Source organism: Pseudobacteriovorax antillogorgiicola, assembly GCF_900177345.1.
GTDB classification, from domain to species: domain Bacteria; phylum Bdellovibrionota_B; class Oligoflexia; order Oligoflexales; family Oligoflexaceae; genus Pseudobacteriovorax; species Pseudobacteriovorax antillogorgiicola.
In genome coordinates this window covers 83,802-107,337 of the sequence record NZ_FWZT01000018.1, presented here as the reverse complement: position 1 = coordinate 107,337, position 23,536 = coordinate 83,802, and the positions used below count along the sequence as shown (strand labels likewise).

Here is a 23,536-nt window from a genome sequence, read left to right as displayed (position 1 = left end):
CACTAGTTCGAACGATCTACTGCGAGCGAAATAACAAAAAAGAATAGCCTAACTTGTTCAAACTCACAATCTAGGGAACCAAAGTGCAGAGCTCAAGAGATACCGTTAATCTGAGGTAAATAGCAAATATACCTTGTTTTTTCACTGCGTAGTAGGCTCCGTATTGGCCCAAAAGATCAATAGAAAGTTGCAGATCTCTCCAAGCCCAACCGATAACGAAAGTGATTGAACAACGGTTTGAGGTAGTCCATGCACTTCGTTACTCGCTTCGTCCTCGTGCTGACGACTATGTTGCCAGCTGGTGCCGGACTTGCAGCTATTGACGTTACAAAAACACTTACCGGCGAGTTCTTTGGCGAGGAACTCGAAATTATGGAAGACGGTAGCGGTTCGCTAAGCTTTGAAGACATGGACAACCCAGGTATTCGTAAGCAGTTTCGAGCCTCAGAGAAAAGCATCCCCAATTTTGGCTTCACTTCCACCGCTATCTGGGCTCGTTTTACTCTAAGTAACAATTTGGAAACTAACAAGAAAGTCATTATTGAGTTTCGTTATGCTTCGATTGACCGGGTCGATCTTTACTACCTGAATGAATATGGACAAACTGTCAGCGATAAGGTCGGTGATAAAGTACCTTATAACACGAGAAAAGTGAGCAATCGCTACCCATCGTTTCTTGTCGATGTCCCTCCTGGTCAAACCCAGTACTACATTAGAGTTCGATCGACAGGAACTACTATGATTCCCCTAGTTTTTTGGGATGAAAGCGAATTCAACAAACATGCAGTCAGTGATAGTCATCTTCTAGGTCACCTCTATGGCGTTGTCATGGCAATAGCTCTTTATAACTTATTCCTCTATGTCACTCTCAATTCAAAAGTCTATCTCTTTTACGTCCTCCATCTGGTGTTCTTTCTCTTCCACAACTGGGCTGCTCAGGGTTCAAGCGTTGTCTACTTCATGAATGACTTTCCTAACCATTGGATCTCCAACCAAGGATTTCTTGTTTTCGCTGAAATCTCTACAATTTTTGCAGTGTATTTTGCGATCGAGTTCCTGAATACCAGAGATCGATATCCGAAGATCACTAAATTCTTAACTTTCATTCGCTGGCTCGCGTTTATTAACATTATCAATGTTCAGTTTTTTAGCTTCGAACTAGGCGCTCGGATCGCAAACTTCAATGTTGCTGCAAGCTGTTTCAGTATGCTCTACATGGGTGTGTTCAGCTTGCGTTCAGGCTATCGTCCGGCATACTTCTACACCCTAGCTTGGGCTCTTACTCTTGTAGCCAGTATCATCCTCGCTATGAAATACCAAGGCATCCTACCAGTGAATTGGATTACAAGTTGGGCCCATTCATTCGGTGTTGCTGCTGGAGCCATCCTTATGTCCCTTGCACTTGGTGATCGTTTTAACTATTATCGCAATAAGAAGGAAAAGGAAGTCCGTGACCTTTCAGAGAGGTTGGCTGCAAGTCTTGCCAATGTTGAGGAGCAGGTACGGGAAAAAACACGAGACATCAGGTCTATTATGGAGAATATCCAACAAGGTATCTTCATGATTGGCCGAGACCACAAGATCCTTCCAGATTATTCTCAATTTTTATCCAAAATATTCAATCGTTCTTCTATAAAAGATACCGACGGCCTAGAGCTTCTTTTTGAGAATAGTAATTTAAATCTCGACGAGCAGGATAAAGCTCGAACTGTTATCGGCAACTGCATTGGAGAAGATTCTATTAACTTTGATGCAAACGCTCATAATCTAGTTTCGGAGCTAAGATTCCAATCAGAAGACAGCAAGGAGGATAAAATTCTTGAAGTGGACTGGTCTCCTATTGAAGACGATGACAGTGTGGAAAGGCTTCTCGTAACAGTTCGAGATGTCACCGAAGTCAAGGCACTTGAGCATGTTGCAGAAGAGCAGAAGAAACGATTGAATGCTATCGATCGAATCATGCACATCCGCGAAGACAAATTCAATGGTTTTGTCCGTAACTTTCTTGACATGGAACTTCACTGCCGTGAAATTCTATCCGCAACCAGCGCTGGTGAGAATGATATCAACAAACTCTTTAGATATATGCATACCATCAAAGGTGCAGCTAGAATCCTAGGTTTAAAAGAGATTTCGTCTGAGGCCCATCATATCGAATCGTACTTCGATCGTGTACGCAAGGGAAAAGATTCCTACGATCGAAAAATTATCGACGAGATGCTCGACCAACTGCGCCACACTTTAGATTTCTACCAACACATCAACTATGAAGTACTCGGTAGGAACGATGACAACGTGATCACCAGCGCATCTCAAGAAGAGATTCTATCTGTTATTGAGTCCATGAGCGCTCTAAGCTTAACCCCTGACCTAGAAGCCGGATTGTCAAAGATTAGATCTCTGATAACTAGCCCCCACGGTTCGAGCTTTCATGAATCCTTATCAGATGTTCTCGACTCACTTGATGATATATCGATCAAGTTAGGCAAAGAGAGACCTGAAGTCGTAATTGACGATTACGGATTTACTACTTCACAGAAAGGCGAACAATTTCTTCGAAATATCTTCGTCCACCTATTCCGAAACTCTCTCGATCATGGTATCGAGCCCAATGAAGTGCGGCGGGAAAAGGGAAAAATCGAACGAGGTAAAATCATCGTCAAGCTTGAAGAGGCGGATGATAAGCATTGTCGGATCACATATTTTGACGATGGACAAGGAATCAACGTAACCCGACTTCGTCAGAAGCTTGTGAACGATCACCTACTCGAAGATCCGAACAGCGTTTCCCACGGGGAAGTAATCGAATATATTTTCCATCCAGGTGTGACCACCGCCAAGCAGGTGACTGATATTTCAGGCCGTGGAGTCGGCATGGATGCCATCAAGGGCTTTCTACTAGAAGTCGGTGGTAACATCAAAATTGATTACAACGACTCCATCACCTACTCCAATCAAGACGGGGATGAGTTTGTCACATTTAAGATCATCATCGACCTACCTCTCGGCTTGGTCGCAAAGGGTAGTGGCGACGATACTAAGCAGCTACCAGACTCCGCGTAAGTAGCTCAACAATAAACAATATAGCTAGCAGATTCTCGGAGTTCAGGGATTAACTCCCTGTTTGATTTCTACATAGCAAATTTTTCTTCATAGTTATAGAAAGTTAAACCATATCAGCTCAACTATCTGCCTATTTCTAGCCAAAGGCCACACGAGCTTTGGACGTCGATAGCTAACGGCTTGTGACCATCCAAAACTATTTTCGCAATGATTTCAAAGGAACTCGCTCACCGCCTATTGGGAACAGGCCTTGCAGCGTTAGGCTGTCGACACCTGAGTTTGAGATGGATTTTATGAGCTGTAATATGATGATCCGAATTTTGCCTGCCTTGCTAATATCGATAACGACATCTTGCACACAAAAACCTAAGCTGAGTTTGGATCGAAATGATAAGCCCACTAAAGACGAATTGGACTCCCGAATCGCTATATTTGATGACTTCGCCAAGTTTATGGCGAAGAACTGCAACTCCTGTCATAGCACAGGCTCCATTGCTTCATCATCAGATTTCGAAAAACTCAAGAACCCAGCGGACTGGCTCGCCTCTCGATATATCCAAGCGGGTAGCCCCTCTGAGTCCTCGCTTTACTATAGACTAAACGGTTCTCCTGCTAGCAAGGCAGGACAGCCTCAGGATATGCCCTCACCTACCGACCAACTTGGCAACGAAGACCTAAATACCATTGCTAACTTTATAACTCATATTGAAGAGATTGTTGCTGCCAGCGAGAACAGCTTACAATTCAATGCGGAGCTAAGCCGAATCAATCCACTTCCCTTTAAGACTCTTTTGCATAAGCTAGCATTTTTAGCAGATATTGCACCCGAAAACCTAGACGCACAAGCTGAGTTTGCAGACCTTCTAGCCAATCGTTATCTGCTCGGGGACTATGACTTCTCTCAAGGTATCGTCGAACAAAGTTCCTGGGGCGCTACCCAGCTAGAGATTTGGTTAACATCTCTGGAGTCCTTCTGTAGCAGTCCTAATACTTTACAGAGATACAATAGCAAGCTTGAAGAGTTCGAATTAAGAGCATTCGGCACCACCCAAACTCAATTAACATCATCGATCAAAAGCGACTTGAGCGCCTTACCCCTGACTGATACCGAACGCTTTTCGGCGGGCTGCCTATTGATCTTAGGATCTCTTGAGTTTCGCACCCAAAGCGCCACCCCTGCTGGCGGTATGCAATCGTACCTATCCTTACTTGCTTCCACAGTCATGGAGCGTCCACTGACGGCCGAAGAGCGAAAGATAAGTTCCAGAAAGGGCTTGGAGGTGACTCTGGACCGATGGCTCACATCGAATCAATTTCTCGAAAGTGTTCGGCAATATACCGAAAAGCTCCTTAAAGCCAGTGGCACAAGCGACGATATCGACTTTAGTCTCCCTAGCAATCTTGCCGTAGCCATTGTCAAGGCCCAAAAGCCCTATGAAGAGATTCTCACCTCACAAGATTGCTACAATCGATCAGGCGAGAAGACCTCTTGTGATAGTGGCAGCCCTCAGGAGGCGGGAGTTCTTACCACCAGAGCTTTCCTAAGTGTGAATAAGGGACCATTTAACTTAAGCCGTGCTGGAAACATGCTTGAATCATTTGCCTGCAAGCACTATCCACTTGATGAAGATCTAGAGCCGAAACTAGAGCAAGCAAGCATGATCCCTATATTTGCCAAGACTTTCGGTGAAGGTTTTGGCAACGGCACCAATTGTTATTCCTGTCATTCACAGTTTGGTAAGCACACGCAACTCTTTGTTAAATATGATTCCAACGGTTACTACCAGGGTGATGCCTCTGGCATTCAAGACCCAAGCCCGGAGGTAACCTCAGGCCACAGTCCCAATGGAACTTTTGTATCTCACTTTAAAGACTCAAGCAGAGCGGCATCTGAAAGCTCAGAGTTTTTCGGCCAATCTGTTGAAAATATTTCTGATGCAGCCAAAGTGCTCGTTGCCGATCCGTCTTTCATGACTTGCACCGTCAGCAATGTCCTAGGCTACTACCTTCGATTAAAAGACACCACCAAAGCAAGTATTAGTGATCGCTTGTTAGGATCTATCGCAAAAAAGATTAGAGATAAAAATAAGCAGCCCAGTTTTCAAGATATTCTGAGGGAGGCCCTTACACATCCCGAAGTTATCCAGTCGATCGTTGCCGAAGATTAGGAGTACCCGATGAAAAAGCCCAGTTTTTTTGAAAGCATGCCACCTATCGAACGACGTAGTTTTATAAAGAATATGAGCCTTTTGCTGGGAAGTGCAGCGGTACCATCTGGAGTTCTTAGCGACGCTCTAGGACTCATAGGTGAAACAGCCCAGGCACAATCCGCAGAAAAAGATATTCTATTCCTAGAGGTAAACTTTCGCGATCAGTGGGACTTTGGTCACGCCTTTGTTTCCCCATCAATCGCCCAGTCATATGCTAACTTATCGAAGGATGGTGACGATGGCCTCGCCCTTTTTTCTGCACCTGAAAAGTTTGGCAACCTATACCTTACCGCTGAAAGCATGCCCCTTCGTGAGCATGCAGATTCAGTTGCGGTGCTTGAGACCTGTGAACTAGTAATTGGTGGGATTCATGGTCACGAAGCAAGTAATGCTACGCGATCACCAGGCAGAAGCAGTCAGGGTGGTGCTGGCCGTAAGGATATGGCCACCGTAGACAAGCGACCAGGAGGCCGTGTTGGAGGTAATGAGGTTCACTATAGTTCTAGCCCCACTCCAGCAATTCTTCACAACTACATGAGTAGACAAAAAAACCCTCAGTTAGCCAATGGTGTGATTTTAAGAAGCTCCATCAGATCTAATATTCACACCTACTATCATTTTGAAGCGAATCTGGCTAATGCTCAAATGGATCGTTTCTTCAACAGAGATTCGTTCTTGAAATTCTTTGCGGATCAAAGCATGCCACCTTCGGGAATCTTTGGAACCTACCGCGAAGGCTTGATGGAGATTCTGAAAAAAGTAGACCAAGGTTTCGCAAAGGACCTTCAACTAGCCTCGCAGGAGAGCCAAAATCACTTCAAGGCGATTGATCTGATAGCCGGTAAGCAAGCAACCGATCTTAGGCAACTTCAACTTAGTCCTGATGAGAGATCTTACTGGACCGATGGTATCCCCGGACAACTTCAGTGTGATGAAAATGTTGCCATGAACACCTGCTCGGAAGCATCAGGAACTATGAACCTCGGAGAAATGTTTGGCTATGTGGACAAACTTTTTAAAAGTGGGCAAGTGAAAACAGCCTCGATTGACTTTGACCACAACGACATCCATACAGCCCGGGGAGAGCATGTGCTAAGGACCCAAGGGATTCAATCAGCAGTACCCCTCTCTCGCTTGATAAGCTCATTAAAGGCTGCCGGGCTTTACGATCGAACACTCATCGCAATGTACACCCTCGATGGCAGTCGCTCTCCCAAACGTAATTCATTGGGCTACGATAGTAAAAACGGGGTGATTCTCGCTGGTGGTATGATAAAGGGAGGCTACTATGGAGATATCAAATTTGATAATCAGACTGTCAGCTATCATCGACCAAATGATCAGGGTATCGCAATCAGCAACGGCACGTCTGGCCGCGATCAGCGAGTTCCAGGGGCTGATATCTACCGAACGGTGGCAAAGGCCATGGGCGTCTCGAACCAAGTGATGTCCGGGATTCCAGATGGTGCCGCAGGAAAGACCCTTTCCTACTTACTCAAGTAAACCTGGCTGCTCCTAAGCAGCCCCGTGCCTGCCTTTTGAATTCACAGCCTATCACACAATATTTTTCATACTATTTTCCTATCGATTGATAGATTATTGATATTTCACATTTTTCTCCACACGAGCGATAAGCATTATAGATCGAGAAATTGCTCTCATAGGAGAAAATTATGAAAAAGATGATCTTTGCTAGTGCTATAGCCATGGCCAGCCACCCCATGTTCGCGGAAACACTCACCCGTGAGACCGGGGCCCCCGTAGGCGACAATCAAAATTCAAAAACAGCCGGGGCCACGGGGGGCACCTTACTGGAAGACGCTCACCTCTTGGAGAAACTAGCTCGCTTTGACCGGGAGCGAATTCCTGAAAGGGTTGTCCACCCCCGTGGCGTGGGCGCTCACGGTTACTTTGTATCTTATGATGACTTCTCTGATGTAACCCAAGCTAGTTTACTCGCTAAGAAAAACAAGAAAACAGAGGTGTTCGTCAGATTTTCTTCCGTGATTCATTCTAAAGGATCACCAGAAACACTCCGCGATCCTCGTGGCTTCGCCGTAAAGTTTTATACCGATCAAGGCAATTGGGATCTTGTTGGTAATAACTTACCTGTATTCTTTATCCGCGATGCTATGAAATTCCCGGACATGGTCCACTCATTGAAGTCTGACCCCGTTACCAATCGTCAGGACCCCAACCGCATTTTTGACTTCATGGCACATCACCCAGAAAGCATTCATATGTGGACTCATCTCTTTTCGAATAAAGGTACTCCTAGAACTCTCCGCGGCATGGACGGCAACGGTGTGCATGCTTACAAATTTGTAAACCAAGACGGAATGGTTCAGTACGTGAAGTTTCGCTGGTTATCCCAGCAAGCAGACAAGGGCCTGACTGCTCAAGAAGCTGCTACTATTCAGGCTAAAGACTTCAGCCATCATACCAATGATCTTTATCAGGCGATCCAAAAGAAAAAATTTCCGTCTTGGGAACTGCAAGCTTTGTTGATGGACCCAAAGAACCTCGATAAGTTCGACTTCTATCCCCTCGATGCCACCAAGGATTGGAACTGCGAGATGAAGCTGGTCACATGTAAGACCTTGGGCAAAATGACACTCAATAGAGTGCCAGAAAATTTCTTCCAGTACTCCGAGCAGTCAGCTTTCTCGCCAGCCGTCTTTGTCCCGGGGATTGAACCGTCTGAAGATCGACTTCTTCAGGGACGACTCTTCTCCTATTCAGACACTCAAAGGTATCGCCTTGGTGTCAACTATCAGTACCTTCCCGTCAATCGTGCTAAAACTCCTATCAGAACCTTTAACCAAGACGGTGTTGGAGCTACCCTTGTTGCTAGGGATTTGAGTATCAACTATCAGCCCAATAGCTTCGACGGCAGCCTGAAGCGCGACAGAGGAACACTGGCGGAAAACACTGAGTACCGATATAGCCAGAGTCGGCTAGATGGCAAAACACAACAGAAGATGATCGCCAAGACCCTTAACTTCCGTCAAGCAGGAGAACTCTATCGTTCCTACAGTGACTTTGACAAGAAGCACCTGATCATGAATTTCGCTGGTGATCTCAATCAAATCCGCAATAAAAAGGTAGTCGAACAAATGGTAGCCTATGCCTATGCCGCCGATATTGATTATGGTACCAGACTGGCTAAGGCTACGAAAACTAAGCTTTCAAAAGTCAAAAAGATTGCTGTTCAGATTCAGGACGACCCCAAGAAAACTGCTGCAAGTTTTAATAAAATTCCGGTAAAGCAGGCCGCCCATCGCTAACGCAACAGGCCCCCTTGTTGGGGGCTAGGAGTTCAACCATGAGACGATTATTCGCACCCTGGGTCCTCGCTCTGAATTTGATACTACCTGCGACTGAAGCAAGTAGCCAAACAGAAGACGAAACCCGATTAAAGATCATAGAACTGGTTAACCGCGCTGCGAAAACCAACAATCAAAACCTCCTCGCGGAATATGTGAAGCAAGGCGGGCCCCTTAACGTCCAAGATCAAAAGGGATACACCCCGCTCATTTTTGCTGCCTACTACGGCCACGAGCAGCTCATAACATTTCTTCTCGGGCACGGGGCAGATCCTTGCTTGAAAGATACACGGGGTAACACTGCCCTCATGGGTGCTATATTCAAAGGCAACCTTAAAATAGCCTATCAGCTGATGAAAACCCCTTGCGTTATCGAACAGAGAAACCATGCAGATCAAACGCCACTGATGTTTGCGACTTTGTTTGGCCGCAAAGATATTGCTAAGGCTCTGATCAAGCAGGGCGCAGCAGTCGACGCTCAAGATAACCAAGGCCGAACGGCAAGGAGCTTAGCCGTGGATCAGAACAACAGCGAAATGCTTGAGCTGCTTGAGTCACTTTCTATAACGAATTAGCGCGGCAATCAAATTGCTACGGACAATCCTTACTTGGGAAAGATTCAAGAGGACGTCAGATGAGGCTTCTAATGGAAAAAATACGGCTCAAAATATTATGTATTATTCACCCATTAGGCCTAAGCCATCCGAATTAAGCAGTTCTTACCGATGGAGCTCCTATTAGGAAAACAAGTCTCAGTTGGTAACGAAAGGAGCACTCCCGTGGACACTATCGAAACAGATTATTACACCCTTCAGTATCGCGGCGACATCGAAACTATCGTCCACATCAGTAAAAACCTGCATATCGACGATCACGTGAGTGACTTCAACCAACACCTCCTCTCTCTGGCTCAAAAGTACAGGCCAAGATATATTGTGGCAGACCTAACCCATATTTCAGTGGTAGACAATGAAAAGGCCTTTTCAGTAATCAAGGCTCTATCTCGACTCGTTGCTATCAACTCTCTTCAAGGCACCTTTGTTGTTTCCCCAAGAAGGGACTTTGAGAATATCTTTTTTGAGTTTCTCAAGCGCAAACTAGGCGAAATTGCAGTTCTTCCTGAAATGAATTACTGCCAGGATATTTCTGAAGCAGAGCAGCGAATCATGCTTATGAGCCCCCCAAGAGTTCGAAACGCCTCTTAAGATTGAGAGGCTTATCACAAACTTTCAGCAGAAAGATTATGACGATTTTAAAGTTTGTCCAAGATATCGCGATTTTTTTGCAACCATTGATCGAAGCTTTTAAGTATCTCGAAGTGCTTCGCCGTTGCTAGATGGTAGGTATAGTCCTTGATTCTCCTCATTAAAAGCAGGGCACGCTCGCTATGATATCTCAATAAAACCCAAGTACCTAGATATTCCACTCACTGCAGAGCTGCGAAACTGGTTTTGCCCTGGATCAAAACAGTCATGGTAAGCACTGTTCTAGTTCAAATAAATTTGCTATGGTCCCGCCCCACTAGGATCTATAGAAGGGAACCCCATTGATGTTTAATATCCACTTAAAGTTTCTGATTTGTTTGATGTTTTGTGCTGGAACAAGCTTCGGAGAAAGTCTTTCTTCGTATCGCTCTGCGATCAAGGAGCTGAAAACATTGGCTCAACTACCGGGTGAGGATCCGGTCACACCATTGATCGACTCCTTCGAAACCTACCAGAAAGCCATCCAAAATCTAAAAGATCCCCAAAAAGCTGTTTTTGAGGAATGGCGCATGCAGGAATGGGGCAATCGAATCACGGAGTTCGTCTCCCTTGCAACCCTGCTTTTCAGTTTTCAAAACCCTGACTTTCAAGAGATGAATGCTAGCAAGTTCGATCAAGCAAGCCAATCAGTCGCCCGTTTTCGAAGGACTGTGAACGAGTTCATACGGACCTATCACCCCGGTCTAAGTGTGGGAATCGACGAACTGCCAAGCCATCTGAATGGTCGTGGAATCACCATTGCCGTATTTGACGTCTTCGAACCAGATCTTTTGGCAAAGCAGAGAGGATATTATAGCCAAGGGACCATTGAAGACTTGGTCAGCTTTGGGGACCCAGTGGCTCTCAATCACGGTAACTCGGTCATTGACATCATCCTTTCGATCGCTCCCAAGGCGCGCATTGTACCCATAGCCTCTGATTCATCGAACTACGGGCAAGCCATTCAATGGATTAGCACTCGAGATGATATTACCATCGTCAATATGAGTCGCGCCTTTGCGGAACAAAATGGCAAACTCGATCCACAATTTAGCTTAGCTCTACAGAAAGTACTCGACAGTAAGATCGTTAGCAAATCTCTCGGCAATACAGGTACTGATCTTTTGGGAAACTTGAGCCCTATCAGGGAAGAACTAAATCTGCCCCCACTGGGAAGTCTGTTTAGCTACGATCTTAAATTAATCGATGAGTTTGTTTCATCCCATCAAAAAACTTCTAGCAACTTGCTATTTTCAATCAACCTTGCTCTTTCGAAAGAGCAGACAGCAAGGACTGCGACAGTACCGGGCGACCACACGGGGGTTCAAGATCAATCGTTTGGTATTGCAGCTGATGGCATCTACACTTGGTCCACCAATAACTTTGAAGCTGGCAGCTCGTTCGCGGCTCCTCAATTAACGGGAGTCGTGGCTTTGTTGCTGGATCACCAACTAAGGGCTCATGGAAAATTAAAGCCAAACTTAGTTGCCCAAGCTCTTAAGGCCACGGTACAGGAAGGCCAGCTTGGCCCCGAGCAGACCGGTCGTGGCTTGCTCCATGCTGGAGATGCATGGCGATGGCTTAAGAATCACGATATTGCTAGCTGCACACCGTAGATTGAAGTATATAGCGAGGGGCATTCAAGATGTGCTGCCCCTTGTGAACCAACCATAGATATTCCTCGGTAGGAGGAATGTGATGCTCCTTGTCCTTCACTTGATAGGCCCAAACTTTAAAGCTTGGCCCTTCGGGTGTATCCTGTTTGACTTCCAGCTCTACCCGCTCATAGTGATCGGGGTGACCCTCGATCTCATCGAGGGCAGCAAGGTCTTCAGGACTCAAGGAATAGACAAGTCCCCATACTTCTGCTCCAGCCTTTGGAACGATGTCGGCAACTCCCCCCTGGCGCTTTTCAGAAAAACGACTAAAGCCGATGCTATATTCTGGTAGCACAGCACGACAAACAATTCTTGCAGAGGGGCAGCGACCCTTAATTTGTAGAGGATCTAGATTCGAACCATAGGCAAAAATCAGATTATTCTGGTTTAAGTCAGGGCTACCATACCCCCCTCCTCCCGGTGTCTCAATAGAGACGAGATCGCCTTTTTGTAACGTGATAGAAAAACACCCTGCCATCGCCTGACTCTTGAGATCCACCTCGATGCTGTTTCTCCCCGCGAGTCCATCGTCACCTCCTTGCCTTCCTTTAGGGCAAGTGCTTCGCCTTTGGGATAACACGTTGAATTCCAGGGTTTGCGCTAATTCAAACTGTCGATACATGCCATCCCCACCTGAAAACTTCCCAAGACCGCCACTTCCCCACCGACGAGCGAAGTTGCGAAGCACTACGGGAAATCGTCGCTCCAAAACTTCGGGGTCAGTCAGCACAGAATTGGTCATGTGCACCTGGGTGCATGATGCTCCATGGAAGCCGGCTCCAGCTCCACTTCCCCCTCCCAGAGTCTCGTAATATTGGAAGTGTTCGTTGCCAAAGCTGACGTTATTCATCGTACCTTGGCAGTGAGCTAAGCCGACGAATCCATCCAGCAGCAAGTCACAAAGAGCTTGACTCGTCTCGACATTGCCAGCGACGATGGCACTTGTAGGAGATGGGTCCAGAATCGATCCCTCTGAAATCCTGATGTTGAGGACTCGCATAATACCGTCGTTGAGAGGAATATCCTCCTTTAGAACGCAACGGAGTGAAAATAACACTGCCGCACGAACAACTGCCTGGGGCGTGTTGAAGTTGTGAAGTCCACGATCCGAGCAACTGGATAGATCGATGTCCAACCCTTCTTGAGGCCTTACCTTTAGAGCAACTTTAAGGGAACGACCCTCGTCTAAGTCTATCTGTGCTGTTCTACCATCGAATTTTTGTGTAACATCTAGGATCCGATCTGCTGAGTATGCCAGTAATTTTTCGCTGTATTTTTCAAGATGCTCTAGACCATACTCCTGAAGCAAGCCTTCAAAGATCTGCAAACCACGGCGATTTGCTGCTAATTGAGCCTTCAAGTCCAGTATATTCTGCTCAGGTTTGCGGGCAGGCATAGAGCCCATAGTCAGTAGCTCTAGGATTTTTGATCCGAGAAATTTTCCTTCTCTAACCAGATATTGTGGTTCAATCACGACTCCTTCTTCAGAAAGACTCTTCGATAGAGCAGGCATAGAGCCCGGTGAACTACCACCAACATCCGCATGGTGACCTCTTGAGGCCAGCCAGTTGACAATCTTACCTTGCCAAAACACCGGCGTCATCACAGTAATGTCTGGCAGGTGAGTTCCTCCAAAGAGTGGTGAGTTGCTAATAAAGCTATCCCCTGGTTTAGCATTATGAGCAAATTTCTGAACCACTACCTTAAGACATTCTCCCATAGAGCCCAAATGGACCGGAATATGGGGAGCATTGGCAATGAGTTCCCCTGAGGCGGTAAAGACCGCACAGGAAAAATCCAGTCTTTCGCGAATATTGACAGAGAAACCAGTGAGCCTTAAGACACTTCCCATCTCCTCTGCGAGGGACTGGAACTTCTGATAAAAAATTTCTAATTCCACCGCCTCGGGCCGTTCGATGACATGACGGTTTTGGGCCTGCTGTAGCAGCCATTCTCCGCTTCGTTCTTGCTTACCAGTCCAACCCTCATCTAAAAATAAGCTAGAGTTGGGCAAGGTAATATTGCAAGGCCCGTAAGCTAGTGGCGACGCTGGGAAGTCCTGCTTAAACCAATAAGCCCTCGATTGTGACGACATTTCTACACTGAGGCTTTCCAAGATGATTTTTTCCGCATCAGCCTCAAGACCAAAGATCCTGGTATAATTCTGACTAAAAAATTGACTGGCTTCTTTAGGGTCGTTTGCTGCAACATCAAATATCGTTTCACTCCCTTGAAGCTTCAAGTGGAAAATAAATGATGGCTTTAAATTCTGGCTTATCATCCCGTTGCTGACGTGCTTAGAAAGCTTTCTTGTCAATTGATGAAAGTCTTCATCAGAAAGAGAATGGAGAGGCTGATCAACAAGATCTCGAAGCTGCGATTTCTCATCCGCAAGACTCATACCAAACGCTGATAGAACACTAGATAGGGGATGGATAAAAACTTTTTTAATGCCAAGCCGCTCCGCTACAGGGCAGGCTAGCTGCGCCCCAGCTCCCCCAAAACAACAAAGTACAAAGTCTTGAGGATCATGCCCCTTACGGATGGAAATACTTTTTATGGCCCGTACCATCGTTTCCACTGCAACATCTAAAAAGCCCTTAGCAATATCCTCGGCAGGAAGATTCAATTCCTGACTCAACTGAGAAAACTTTTGAGCAACGATCTGCTCGTCGAGGCTTTGGTCTTGGGAAGGGCCGAAAATTTTCGGAAAGTGTTCAGCTCGAATGCGCTTCAAAAACAAGTTCGCATCCGTAACAGTAAGTGGCCCTCCCTTGCGGTAACAGGCAGGGCCAGGATCGGCTCCCGCTGATTCGGGACCGACTTGAAATCGCTCGCCATCAAATTTTAGAATCGATCCACCGCCAGCCGCCACGGTATGGATGTCGAGCATGGGCACTTGGATTTGATAACCGTGAAACTTCGGTTCGTGATCGTAGGTGTAGTTGCCCGAATAAATAGCAACATCTGTTGAAGTACCTCCCATATCGAAGGTGATAACCTTTTCATACCCGTGAGCTTGGCAACTCTTGATGGAAGCAATGAGTCCTCCTGCCGGGCCTGATAAAAGAGCATGTGGGCCTGTAAGCTGTGAGGACTGACACAATCCCCCGTGGGACTGCATGAAAAAGACTTTTTGGCTTTCGGTCTGTTCGCAAAGTTTGGCTGTATATTTACGTACTACGGGTGTTAGATATGCATCAAACACGGCTGTTTCCGTGCGTAGAACATACTTATCCAGTTTCGCAAGCTGGTGTCCTAGAGCCACATGCTTAAATCCCATATCTCGGGCTAACTCACCTAGAGCCAGTTCGTGGGCAGGATTCTGCGAAGCGTTCATGAGTGAAATAGCAAGACTCTCGTAACCCATGTCTCGCAAGCGACTCAGTTCGAAACGAGCCAGGTTCATGTTTAAAGCTTGCTCGACACTTCCATCTGACAAAATCCGCTCGGGAACTTCGGTAACAGTATCACATAGAGCCTGGGGCTTATCGATCTGGAGAGCAAACAAGTCAGCCCGATTCTGGCCGCGAATTTCAAGGATATCGCGGAAGCCAAGAGTTGTCACAAGAGCGCATGACTTGCCCTTTCTTTCGAGAAAAGCATTGGTGGCCACCGTAGTCCCTACAGCCAACTCGATCAGTTGAGCACGGCTTTCAAAACTACTGGTCAACCGCGAGATTCCCTCTAGGATCGGGTCTTCGTAGTGGTCAGACTGAGAAAGCAACTTTTGCACTTGAATGTGACCATCGGGATCGATTGCCACTAGATCGGTGAACGTGCCACCGCGGTCTGCAAAAACTCGCCAGCCCTTTGGCCCCGCTTCCCTAACATCCATGACTATCTCCTCCCATATAGACTAGGGAAAATCTAGACTATTGAGGGCGGTTCAATCAATGATTAAGCGAGAATTTTGGGGAACCTGCACCTTGCACGGCTAGTGAGTCTCTCGGGCAGCGTGGTGGTCAAGCCACGGATCATCACCAAATAGTCCCTTCAGTAGATCAGCACGTTCCTCAAGCTTTTTATCATAAACAGCCTGCAAGTCATTAGCTCCAAAGATGACATGGGGTTTGAGTGTGATCATCAAGCTTGTTTCATCCTTACTGACATTGGTATTACGGAATAACCAACCGAGCACAGGAATGTCACCCAGGAGCGGAATCTTTTGGTAACTCTGTTCCTCTCGCTGCTTCCTTAAGCCGCTGATGACGGCTGTTTGGCCATTCTTCACCGTCACCCCAACCGAAGTCTGCCGTTTGATAATATTGGGCAAGGATGTCGAGGGGTCGATAGCTCCTTCATTGGCTTCGATATCAATTTTCATAGTGACGTACCTTCCATCATGACTCACATTTGGAGTCACTTCTAAGCTGAGATCAGCATCTTCTTCTTCAACTTTCTCCACAGCTCCGCCCCCAGGAACCCCAGAATCTTGTGCTGACTTAAAGAACAACTTATTGCCGACCACAATCTTGGCCTCTTCATTCTCTACGGTGAGAATATGGGGTGACGAAAGAATCCTAGTGGTGCCATCTGCCTTGAGCATGGAGATCAAGGCCCCAGGCGTTACGCTACCGATTCCAGGGATATCTATCTCGCTTGAAGACAGGATGCCAAGGGTAAAGTCTTTACCCAAAGCCTGCGCGATCGATTGTTTAGCACTGGTATCTAGACTGGTATTCTCACCCTGGCCTGCTGCTACAATAGGAGCGATCTTTCCCCCTTGCCAGCCGTAGGAAACTAGATTGTCTTCCCCTTCACCAGTGATAATCGAAGTGCCGAACTGCAAGTTATTGCCAACCTTTATATCGAGAATATCCATTTCCAAATAGACTTGCGCACGTTTCTGATCAATCTGTCGGATCAAACGATTGAGCAATCGATATTCTAAACGGGTCCCCTTAATCACTAGGGCGTTTGCACTTTCGTCGGCAGTAATTTTAACGTCTGATGAAAGGGTTGCCACCGAGCTTTCATTTTCAGTTTTAGCTTTTTTGTCTCTGCTTCTGATCCTCCTCCTTCGAAGACGACTCAAACGACTCCTATCGTTGCCCTGGACTAGCGAGCTGAGTGTGGTTGCCAGCTTCTTGGCATCCACATAATCTAAATAACGAACGTGAATTTGGGCTCCACCATCAGGAGAGTCCAGGCGAATATCGAACTTACGAATCAAAGCTTTGATATCGTTTAGAGTCTGGGTAGGTCCAAATACAATCACAGAATTAGTCCGTTCATCTGCCATTACTTTGTGACTTGGTCTGGAGCGGGATCGCCGTCGCTTACCGCTGGATCGAGCTTGTAAAATGTCGTTCACTTGCTTGGCGACTGTTTTCGCATCCGCATGTCGAATCGCGACAAGCGCTACTGTCGGCTGCTTTCTTGACACATCAATAAGTTCAATGATCTGTAAGATCTTTCGTACCTTGTGCCCCGTATCGCTTATAATAAGAGTGTTTGTGGCTTCATGTGCAACCACCGACCGAGACGAAATAATCCGGGACAACGAACGTCTTATCTGCCGAGCGCTGATATACTTCAAAGGGACAATCTGAGTGATCATGTTATCCGTTCGAGGAGCCCAGCTCGTGCCTTGGTAAATCTGTAGATTCTCTTTGTAGGCCTTGCGGCTGGGAATAATCTTGATCACCTTACCCGTTTCAACCGTAGTCAAATTGAGAACTTCAAGTGCCGATAAAAATGCTTGATATGCCTCGACCTTTGTCACCCTCCGGGGAGAGATCATTTGAATTTTTCCTCTGACACCCCGGCCCATGATGACATTCTTGTTTGTCCATAGAGCTACCGTTCGAATGACATCCTTAATATCAGTCGGTTCTGGAAAATCTATACTAACGAGGTCTTTACTAGAGCGACTTTGTGACACAGCAAGGCTACTGAAAATGGAAAGGGTGATAAGCAGTAATTTAAGATATCTCATGGTTGTCCAAAGGGCGTTTAATGCATTTCTAAAAAATTGAATTGACCAATACTTGCAACGACTCCGGAGGATACCAGGATTGAGCTACAAATGCAGCCTTGAGACAGTTAGGGAAAAGTTAACTATATGAGAGAGCCAGGGTCTTCTGGCTCTCTATTTTCATTATTCCTCAGCGTCAGCGTCAGCTTCTTCTTCCTCGTTCGCAGCTTCCGGCTGGAGTGGTAACGTTCTCAGGTAAGCGATAACCTGGTTCGCTTGATCTGCATTCAAAGACCAGCTATGCGCGACGGACAGCTTATAGCCTGTGCACATTCCTTCTTCATCCTGATCGTTGTTGCCATACTCCCCAGTTGTGATTGCACTAGCAAGTTCGGCATCAGAACAAACAGAAACCCAGTTTGGCGAGTGGTCAACCCCGTTGGCAGATTGATGACAACTAGCACAGGCAGTGACTCCATCGACAGCTGTCGTTCCATCATAGATTTGCTCACCGGCATTGGTATCAGCTGCCTGATATTCTTTAGCAATGACTTTTACCGTTGTGCTCAATTCGCCAAGAGTTATTGTAACATCGCTTTCACCAGCGGCCGTGGCCTCAAGGATGGCGCCATATTCACCAAATTCTAAGGCACTCGCCGCCTCGTCCCAGCTAAAAATCCCAGCCGTTCCAAAACTGACTTGAAAGGTTTTACCTTCGGCAAGAGTTTCAAGATCTCTAATCTCAACGATACCTTCAAACAACTCTCGCATCTGGGCTGAGGTGTAGCGACCTTCAGCCGCTTCTATGTCAGCTTCGATCTTACATGAGGAGCTTGTCCACAAAGGTGATTGGAATTCATTGGTGCCATCAAATCCAGTGTAAACAATCTCGCTTGCGAACAAGCCAAGGCTATCTTGACACTCTTTTAGCACCTGATCCTTGAATTCGCTAAAGGCTGGACCATCTGACGAAGGACTTTGACCTCCGGCAACACTATCACCTCCTTGGGCTGGCTCGCTTGGCCCTTGGACCTCAACATCCCCACTCTGACTCGAATCTTTTTGACATGATGATACGGTTATTGAACTTAATAGCAGTGCGCAGCCGTAAACAATCCCTACTTTTTTCATGGTCGTTCTCCTGTTCCCTTAGTTTTTGTATAAACCAACTAAAGCAAGACACATACCGAACTGCGTGTGCACGATATCCTACTGTTTTTAATGAAAATATTCGGCACGAAGAGGGTGGGTAAATTGTTCACTGAGCGCTCTCACCGGAGTTGGCAGGAACGAACCCAAATAAGGTAGCTGATAAGAATGACTCATTCTTTCATAAGTTCAACGCTTTTCTCATGATGTTTCTAAGGCTCAATACTGACACTCGCTTGCTAACAGTTGGGATCTGGTAGATTTTTTTCCATTGCAGGAGGCTTTTAAGCTAGCGAACCAGCAACAGCTGTGTTCACGAGAGCACAAGGTAGGGCTTTAGAACAAAGGGTCCAAGGACCAATAATTTAAAAAGACCCGTCTTATCATTGGTATAGGCTTGGAACACTTTCTGCTTTTAGGATTTGCCCATGTGATGGCAAACAATATTTTCAGGAGATACCGATGAAACCCATTTCTATCATCACTCTAATCGCCTTAGCTGTTTCGTGCACAACCACCCATATCACCCCGGAGCAGAGCACTCCTATCCCCACTCTAGGAGCAAGCTGTGCAGTTAACGAATCACTTGAGATCGATGGCTTTCGCGGCATCGTCTGCACCTTCGAAAACCACGGAACTGAAACCATTCGTTTCAAACTTGCAGGAATCCGCTTTGATGATCCAAGCACCAAACTGGTAAAAAACTCTGAGTCTCAAGACCTGATGAACGCCTGGGCTGAAGCAAAGAAGCAAGACACCCATAACCGTAAGATGGGAGTATTAGCAGCGGTAGGCCTCGGGTTTGTAGCAGTGCTTACAGGGGACGCCAATGTTATGAATGCAGGCTTGGCAACAGTATCCGTAGCAAGTAGCTACGATGCCGCAGCAGATATAAACGACTCCTATGAAGAAAGACAGTATGGCGACGCCCAAGTCTACGCCTTCGGCGAATCAATTCTTGGCAGCTCCATCGCTGTCCCTCGAAACCTTCCCATCCGAAAAGGTTTCTTAGTGGAATCAAGCGAACCATCGATATTCTCGGTGAGTCTATGCTTCAATGATGAAAACAACTGCCAAGAGTTTCCCCTACAGGATAACTATCGCTAGGATCACTTGCCTGAAATCGGAGCAGGTAAACATTTGCCTTCACACTAAGAGAAAATTTCGCAGAGGGAATAATCCAATTTTTTTTCTCTGCGAGTAAGTAGCGAAAACTTTGATAGAAATTTTCGCTACTTTTCTTTCTATCAAGAAAAAAATTAATGTGAGTCCCTTGACTCTTTCGAAAGCAAACTCAGATTAGGAGCGAGAGGGAAACACCCCTCAGGATTTGAAACATCAAGCTTTATAGGAGGTACGTTATGGTTCGCTTAGCATTACGAAACAACGATCTAGGCTCTCCCTGGACCGCCTTCTCCGACTGGACCAGAGAGTTTGATCAAATCTTCGACGACATGAATCGCGCTCTCGCTCCAACAAGAATGCTCCAGGGCAACATGTCCGATCTAGCACCTTGTGACATCCATGAGTCTGAAAATGGCTTCTATTTAAGCATGGATTTGCCAGGAGTTTCGAAAGACAACATCAATGTCGAATCTAACAACGGTTTACTAACGGTTACAGCCGAGCGCAAGCATGAGGCAAGTACCCAAGACTCTAAGGCCCATCGCGTCGAGCGACGCATTGGCAAAATACAACGATCGTTCCGCATCCCGGATGGGGTAAACGGAGAGCAAATTCAGGCAAGTTTCGATAACGGTGTGCTCCACCTGACATTGCCGAAATCTGATCTTGCCAAGCCTAAGAAGATCGAAATCGGTACCGGTAAATCAGGATTTATCCGAAACTTACTGGGAAACAAGGAGGACTCTAAGCAAGACGTGGCGATTAATTCATAAGCGTGGGGAGGGCGACCTCCCCTATCCTAGGTAACCTTGACCTAAAGGAGAAAAACTATGAAACGTCTCGTTGGTTATTTGTGTGCTCTGGCTTTGGGGATACCAGGCAAGAGCTTTGCCACTCAAGAAAGTGTCGTGAGTGATGTCTACTCGGTCACCGACCGACAAAACCGCACGGCTCTCGTTATCACGGGAGAATTCAATTACTGCGATCAACTGAGTGACCCAAGGGTGAGCATCGATCATCAGGGCTCCCAGGTGGAAGTCGATCTACCTGCCTCTTTTGTCGACTGTCTATCAGAACCTTACAGCTTTCCTTACCACTACATCCCGCTTGATCAGATTCTTTTGGGCGAGTACCGCATCCAAGTCAAGCAAGATCAAGACTTGCTGTTCGAGAAGGTCCTCGACTTCACCCGTGGCCTTGATGAAGAAAGCATCCCCAATCCACAGTCTCGCAATCTCGCCATGTAGACGCGAGCCCTCGGCTTTCCTGTTTAGGGCTAGGGACGACTCCTAGCCCTCTCTAACCCCCAAATATATAGCGCGACCGATAAACCTGAAGCGCCCATGACCATGGCCATGACTACAATCTGATATCGAACTGCGATGAGCGGGCTGACTCCAGAAAGAATCTGGCCGGTCATCATTCCTGGCAGAGACACCACGCCCACAGCGAAGAAGGAGTTTAAGGTTGGTATGAGCGCTGTTTCGAAGGCCTGGGATGTAGCATCTGCTGATCCCCGTTCTAGCTCCCGTTCCAGCCTGTCTGCTGCCAAACTAACGGCATTCATGGCATTAGACAAAATCATTCCCGCAAGAGGTATAAAGTGATTTGGCTTGTACCAGGGTTCGGCAGGGAGCACAAAGCCCACAACTAAAAATAGAACTGGCACGCAGCCAAACAAGAGAGATACAGCCATTGCCCTAAAGGCTGATTTGCGTTTTGGCAACGGCCGAGTCGCGATCCATGCTGCCATGCTCAACATGAAAGCAAAGATTAGAAGAGTCCACCAGGGTTGGTTCAGCTCAAAGAGAAAGCTCAGAACGAAACCAATTCCTATCAGCTGCGATAGCATCCTTAGGCAGGCACCAGAAAAATCTAAGTGCTTCAGTTTTAACTTATAGTAAAGGCCCCAAACTGCTAGTAAAGGCAGGCTCATCAACATAAGCCTATCCAATGAAATCTCAGCCACCTGCTCCATGTTTGCCTCTCAAAGTTAGCGAATGCTCACACTTTAAAGCATATGGTGGACCGGCGTCTAGGCTAAGGCAGAAGGCTAATTTGAGGATGGTGGAGTCTGGTTTTCAGGCCTATCAGTGCGGATCTAAAGCCACCATACTTTTCTGCAATCATGGAAATCGAATCATATGTTGTAGTGTTAATTGGAATATTCTGCTCCTGTATACATTGTAACAAGCACTCCAAAGCTTCCCGACGACAGCCTGATGATGCTAAATGACTGATATTCTCATAGTCATAACGATCCAGGGTCGACTCAAAGCCCAGTAAAAGTTCTTCAATTTGTTTCAGATACAAGCGTGGCTCCTCTCTTCTACCTCTTAGTCCATATATACAATCCCGTAGACCAAATTATCAGCCCCAATTTGAAAGGAAATTAACTTCCGGTGAACCTTGAATCGATAGTTCATCCCAAGAGAACTAAGGAGCTTTAGCGAAACCTTTGGAACGCCACCAAGCGCAATTTTATATTTATTTACAATGACTTACAACCCATGTCCCCCTATGTCTCATGGACTTCATTGAGCCGATCATGAGCCATTGGTATCTTTTCACTCGTCAAAGGGGATATGGTGGCTCCTTCCCACTTTGGCATCATGAGGCACAAAACTCGAAACTTTTAGAGAATCGACCAATTTATGATAGAGAGGAAAGATATAGTGGGACACTCAAAGTATTCTTTACAGACAATATCATGGACAAGTGGGGGATAATCCCGGCACAGTCATTCGAACCTGCCGGATAGCTCTCGATGGTTTTAGGACCTCGGTTCTGTCCACCGGATGAAGTCAAAGTTGATCTGGAAAACATCATCGTCGGGGCTCGGCTCAATTTGACTTTTCACCGAGTTAATAAAATCAAAAAACGCTTTTATGAGTAGATCTCGCCCATCCTTATTGAAGGTAGCAATAGCGGAAAAATATCGGTTCTCTTCCGGGGACGTATGAAAAACGCTGGACTGGGTGAGCAGTTTCATTTGATCTCGCCAAACAGGGTAGAACTTATGATCTTGGGAGAGATGAATGTTATTTATAACCGCCTTATAGTGCCCTCCTTGCTTCTCCACGATACCTAGTCTCAACAAATCCTGTAATGAGCGATCTATAGTTTGTGGGGGCAGATTGATATCCTTGTAGAGGAGGGCAATGTTCAATCGGTAACGATCAATGGACAGGCATTGATGAATCAAAAGATTCACTGGATTCAGGTAATAATCCTCAATATTGGACTCAATTTCGCGATCTGCGGAATCGACTTCTATATTTGACTCAGTATTCAAAAAAGGCTTTCGAACTGCCTCAGCCTGCTTTGCTAGGGAATCTTTTCTCTGTTGCAATGCACTCCGTTCGATTTCAACCAGTAGATCCAAATACCTGGATTCGGTCTGGTCTAAATTGAAATAGTGGCAGCAAAGAAAGATTTGATCGGCACTAAAATCGGCCCTGCCGTTCATCACCTTCGACACATAGGATTTTGGAACCCTGATAGTTTCAGCTAAGTTTTGGAAACTAGCTCGATTATCAATTTTCTTCTTTTCTTCAATCAATTGCTTTAGGATCGTCCGGTAATCCCGTTCCACATAGATATTCAAGGCATGTCTCGCATTCGTTTTAGTCAGCTGCCCCCACATTCTATTGATAATGTCCGTGCAAAACTAGTCGTTTCTGTCGAGTTTTTGGATCTCAGGAGTTCTCCGATGGGGTGAAGTGTCAGATTATTAGTCAATTCTAGAAGCTCTAGGCATGGCTTTAAATGAATCAAACAGGCTTGCACATGGGAGATCAGTCATTATTATCTAATAATATCAATACATTAATTATATTTC

Annotated in this window: 16 protein-coding genes; 10 read left to right on the top strand and 6 right to left on the bottom strand. The window is 46.2% G+C overall.

Features of this window, described 5'->3' with window-relative positions; all coding sequences use genetic code 11:
- Positions 1-249 precede the first annotated feature (249 nt).
- The 7 genes from B9N89_RS21270 to B9N89_RS21240 all read left to right on the top strand — a co-directional run bounded on the left by B9N89_RS21270 (position 250) and on the right by B9N89_RS21240 (position 11,459).
- Positions 250-3,063, top strand: coding sequence for a 7TM diverse intracellular signaling domain-containing protein (locus B9N89_RS21270; protein WP_132322304.1), 2,814 nt, complete (start codon positions 250-252; stop codon positions 3,061-3,063).
- Positions 3,064-3,368: 305 nt separating this feature from the next.
- Positions 3,369-5,231: a c-type cytochrome gene (locus tag B9N89_RS21265; RefSeq protein ID WP_132322306.1), complete on the top strand. Its 1,863-nt coding sequence runs from the start codon at positions 3,369-3,371 to the stop codon at positions 5,229-5,231.
- 9 nt (positions 5,232-5,240) lie between these two features.
- Positions 5,241-6,776, top strand: a complete 1,536-nt coding sequence (locus tag B9N89_RS21260) for a hypothetical protein (protein ID WP_132322308.1) — start codon at positions 5,241-5,243, stop codon at positions 6,774-6,776.
- Between the two features lie 170 nt (positions 6,777-6,946).
- Positions 6,947-8,560, top strand: a complete 1,614-nt coding sequence (locus B9N89_RS21255; protein ID WP_132322310.1) for a catalase — start codon at positions 6,947-6,949, stop codon at positions 8,558-8,560.
- Positions 8,561-8,598: 38 nt separating this feature from the next.
- Positions 8,599-9,174: an ankyrin repeat domain-containing protein gene (locus B9N89_RS21250; RefSeq protein ID WP_132322312.1), complete on the top strand. Its 576-nt coding sequence runs from the start codon at positions 8,599-8,601 to the stop codon at positions 9,172-9,174.
- Between the two features lie 204 nt (positions 9,175-9,378).
- On the top strand, positions 9,379-9,804 hold the full coding sequence (locus B9N89_RS21245; protein WP_132322314.1) for a hypothetical protein: 426 nt from the start codon (positions 9,379-9,381) through the stop codon (positions 9,802-9,804).
- Positions 9,805-10,148: 344 nt separating this feature from the next.
- Positions 10,149-11,459, top strand: a complete 1,311-nt coding sequence (locus tag B9N89_RS21240) for a S8/S53 family peptidase (RefSeq protein WP_132322316.1) — start codon at positions 10,149-10,151, stop codon at positions 11,457-11,459.
- Here B9N89_RS21240 and B9N89_RS21235 read toward each other — a convergent pair.
- The 3 genes from B9N89_RS21235 to B9N89_RS21225 form a co-directional block, all read right to left on the bottom strand.
- A complete protein-coding gene (locus B9N89_RS21235) occupies positions 11,443-15,339 on the bottom strand; it encodes a hydantoinase B/oxoprolinase family protein (RefSeq protein ID WP_132322318.1) in 3,897 nt (1,298 codons plus the stop codon). The genes B9N89_RS21240 and B9N89_RS21235 overlap by 17 nt on opposite strands.
- 99 nt (positions 15,340-15,438) lie before the next feature.
- Positions 15,439-17,442 carry a type II secretion system secretin GspD gene (gene gspD / locus B9N89_RS21230; protein ID WP_132322320.1) on the bottom strand — a complete coding sequence of 668 codons (2,004 nt, stop codon included), beginning with the start codon at positions 17,440-17,442 and terminating at the stop codon, positions 15,439-15,441.
- Between the two features lie 162 nt (positions 17,443-17,604).
- Positions 17,605-18,552, bottom strand: a complete 948-nt coding sequence (locus B9N89_RS21225; protein WP_132322322.1) for a c-type cytochrome — start codon at positions 18,550-18,552, stop codon at positions 17,605-17,607.
- Positions 18,553-19,032: 480 nt separating this feature from the next.
- On the opposite strand from B9N89_RS21225, the gene B9N89_RS21220 reads away from it, so the two are divergent.
- From B9N89_RS21220 to B9N89_RS21210, 3 genes are all read left to right on the top strand, one after another.
- Positions 19,033-19,677, top strand: coding sequence for a hypothetical protein (locus B9N89_RS21220; RefSeq protein WP_132322324.1), 645 nt, complete (start codon positions 19,033-19,035; stop codon positions 19,675-19,677).
- Positions 19,678-19,931: 254 nt separating this feature from the next.
- Positions 19,932-20,468: an Hsp20/alpha crystallin family protein gene (locus B9N89_RS21215; protein WP_132322326.1), complete on the top strand. Its 537-nt coding sequence runs from the start codon at positions 19,932-19,934 to the stop codon at positions 20,466-20,468.
- Between the two features lie 57 nt (positions 20,469-20,525).
- Positions 20,526-20,942, top strand: coding sequence for a hypothetical protein (locus B9N89_RS21210; protein ID WP_132322328.1), 417 nt, complete (start codon positions 20,526-20,528; stop codon positions 20,940-20,942).
- 29 nt (positions 20,943-20,971) lie between these two features.
- Here the strand turns inward: B9N89_RS21210 and B9N89_RS21205 are convergent, their stop codons facing one another.
- The 3 genes from B9N89_RS21205 to B9N89_RS21195 form a co-directional block, all read right to left on the bottom strand.
- Complete coding sequence (locus B9N89_RS21205; RefSeq protein ID WP_132322330.1) at positions 20,972-21,673, bottom strand: ABC transporter permease; 702 nt, start codon at positions 21,671-21,673, stop codon at positions 20,972-20,974.
- Between the two features lie 62 nt (positions 21,674-21,735).
- Positions 21,736-22,008, bottom strand: coding sequence for a hypothetical protein (locus B9N89_RS21200; RefSeq protein WP_132322332.1), 273 nt, complete (start codon positions 22,006-22,008; stop codon positions 21,736-21,738).
- A 460-nt stretch (positions 22,009-22,468) separates the two neighbouring features.
- Positions 22,469-23,302, bottom strand: a complete 834-nt coding sequence (locus B9N89_RS21195) for a DUF4423 domain-containing protein (RefSeq protein WP_132322334.1) — start codon at positions 23,300-23,302, stop codon at positions 22,469-22,471.
- Between the last annotated feature and the right edge of the window lie 234 nt (positions 23,303-23,536).